Raw genomic sequence first — 2,875 nt, 5'->3', positions numbered from 1 at the left:
AGAATCAGCCTGATATTCATCTAAAGGCTCGAATTCATCAGATTTTTCAGGAATAGTCTCATTTGGGGCGTCGGGTCCTGTGTAGTCATTGTTATAGAGAGTGTGTTCATTATCGATAGTATCAAGTGGGGCGCCATAGTCACTGTATAGAAAGTCTATTTTCAACTCTTTACGCGCTTCAGCAGGAGTGAATGGTTTTATTATTTCTGGGTTCTCATTACTGATACACCATTCTGCACGATTTTCATACAATATAGCTGGCCCATCATAAAAATCTATGTTATATGGGTCAATACCCAGTTTTTGGGCGTATTGTAGCATCAGCTCCGGAGTGAAGCGGTCAGTTACCCGTCGTTTTTCGTATATACTAATATCTTCAAAATCAAATGGTTCACCTTTGTTGTAGAAGTCCCATTTTCGTAGACCTTGTCGGCTAAGTGATATCCAGCGGCCCGTACTGTTTCCATGTATGAGCGTGCCGGATGGGTTTGTGTAGCTCAACTCAAGACTCCCGTAAGACTGATGGTAGGTCTCGAGCTCTTTATAGTTTTTGGGTGGATAGATATTAGGAACGTATCGCAAAATAACACTATCCAGTGAAAATAGGCGCCGCATATTCCAAGTGTAGCCGGTGTAATCCACAAATAGTTTAGGGGAGTTAGTAATTACGGCAGTCCAGTTATTGCGGCACTGCACAAAGGTTAACCTTGACCCAGATAGTTGTAGAGGTAGAACACTCCTAAAAGCATATTCTTTTAGGCTGGTAGGGTTCGCTCCATGCATAAAAGGTCGTTTAGATATCTCATTGGTAGTTAGGTGTTTAGTGTCTACACCTCTTAAGGCAAAGCTAGTTTTTAGGTTATTGGCCCATTTTTTAAAGCACTCCGCAACGTAGGTGTAGTCTCCTCGGAAAAAGCAAAGCGTGTACGTAATAGGCTCGTATTTACCGCCAAGCAGGCGGTAACGGTTAATATCGGTAGGTTTTTTATTCATGGTGTGGAGTCTCCTTTGTGTTTAAATTAATAGAAGGCGTTATCTATCGAGCCCCTTCGGTGAGATCTCCTGCTTGCCAAGCCTGGTGATCCTGCCACGAAAAGCCAGCAATACGCTCGCCATGAGCAAATAGCTCCCATGGATCGTTCACCGCTCCCACTTGCAGGGTTAAAGTCCACGGGGAACCATCAGAAGCACGCAGTGTTATCACGGGGTTATACCCGTCTTCTGAACCGGAAACCTCAGTGATTACCGTTCCCTGAACTTGCCTCAGACTATCCGGAAAATGATTATCCTGGGGCTGGGACCCCCTGGAAATAGAGCCCTCTGCCGCAGTAAGAACACCACTACAGTTAACTTGAAGTGCCCAATCCTTCCCAGATAAAACAGCGCAGGCGTCCTCACCCATGACCTCAACTGCATCAACGGTTAGCGGGAGGTGTGAACGCATACGTTCAAGTACTGAACGGGTATCCCACCCGGCAGGTGTCTCATCCGATGGTTCCAACGGGGCTGTGCCATCAGAAGGAACATACCCAAAATAGTGGCGTGCCTCGGCAAAACTATGAGGCACAATAAATTTCTTATTCTCTTCTACCTCAAACTCTGGTTTGTACCGATACACCGTCACGCTACGACCCGTGTAGAAGTTCTCATCATACGGGTCAATTCGCATAGCGTGCGCATAATCAATCAGCATATCCGCACTGAGGCGGTCAGGAATACGCGCAACCTTATATGTTTCTTCCTGCTCAAAGTTAATTGGGAGCCCCTCATGAACGAAACGCCACCGAGAACCCATCTCACGTTTAACCTCAACACATCGTCGAGCCCGTTCCGTGTGAATATCGCCGGGATTATCAGGCTGAAAAAGAACCTCAAACCGGCGACGACCCCGCACATTCACCCGAGAATCAGCATGAGAAGCTATAGGGTACCGATTCGGAACATTTGAGATCAGCACACCAGTAGTATTCAGTAGTCGAGAGGTTGTGTGCACAATAGAATCTACATCGTTACTCGGCACACGATTTGTCAAAACCGAAACCCAATAATTTTCACACTCAGTAAACACAACAGCATCACTGATACGACGCAGCGGCTCAAGGTACGACATCGCCGCAGCTAACCCGCCTGATTCAACAACCTCATACTGCATGCGGTAGCCCAGCTTTTGCTGCCAGTCGATATATGCCTGGGCGATATCCTGCAGGTCCGCATAAATATAGCCAAGTTCGTAGGTAGTGGGCTCATATGCACCGTTAGCTAACGTGTAGTGGGGATTCATAATACTCTATTCTGTCGGTTATCGCTACATAAGAATTTAGGATGCGGAACGGATAAAGGTCTTCGTTGCAGGATCATCGTATTCCCGCACAGTACGTATTTCTATCCCTCCATGATCTGGGTCATTAGCTGCTATACGCTGTGCCTTATACTGCGCGAGCTTACTCTCTTCAGTCAGCCAGAGGACATAGTACCGTTTACCATCAAGCGTGTACTGCAACTCAGGATGGTTATACCCTACTTGGTAGCCATAAGCACTCTGCTGAGGGGCATTAACAAGAATATCCTCAGCGCCCTGATAATGTAATTGCTCGATAGTGCGCTGTAAGTCGTCGTTCTGACTGGTAACGGGACTTATGAGTGCCATGTATTTATTCCTTCGTCATGGGGCGGGGGATGTAATGATCTACATTAGCGATAGTATCGGATAGAGTTTGCAGGTGTACGAGTTTTCGTCACCAATATTTAGGCTTTTACCTTCCGGTCTCCTGGCAGCGTGCTTCTTTCCACTCTTCGTGAGTCTGCCAACTGGGACCTTCGATAATCTGTTCCCGATTTTGCATGACACCCCACGGAGCATTTTCATCTTCGCTCA

At 46.7% G+C, this 2,875-nt stretch carries 3 protein-coding genes; all 3 read right to left on the bottom strand.

What is annotated here, in order from left to right:
* Positions 1 to 993, bottom strand: a 993-nt coding sequence (locus HMPREF2756_RS04330) for a hypothetical protein (RefSeq protein WP_070618667.1), incomplete at its 3' end; no start/stop codon positions are given.
* Positions 994 to 1,036: 43 nt separating this feature from the next.
* Positions 1,037 to 2,281: a hypothetical protein gene (locus HMPREF2756_RS04325; protein WP_070618664.1), complete on the bottom strand. Its 1,245-nt coding sequence runs from the start codon at positions 2,279 to 2,281 to the stop codon at positions 1,037 to 1,039.
* A gap of 36 nt (positions 2,282 to 2,317) precedes the next feature.
* Positions 2,318 to 2,647, bottom strand: coding sequence for a hypothetical protein (locus tag HMPREF2756_RS04320; RefSeq protein WP_070618661.1), 330 nt, complete (start codon positions 2,645 to 2,647; stop codon positions 2,318 to 2,320).
* Between the last annotated feature and the right edge of the window lie 228 nt (positions 2,648 to 2,875).

Origin of the sequence: Rothia sp. HMSC067H10 (assembly GCF_001810635.1) — a bacterium.
In the GTDB taxonomy this organism is placed as follows: domain Bacteria; phylum Actinomycetota; class Actinomycetes; order Actinomycetales; family Micrococcaceae; genus Rothia; species Rothia dentocariosa.
The sequence above is the reverse complement of the archived record's forward strand: the minus strand, read 5'-3'. Positions and strand labels throughout refer to the sequence as shown.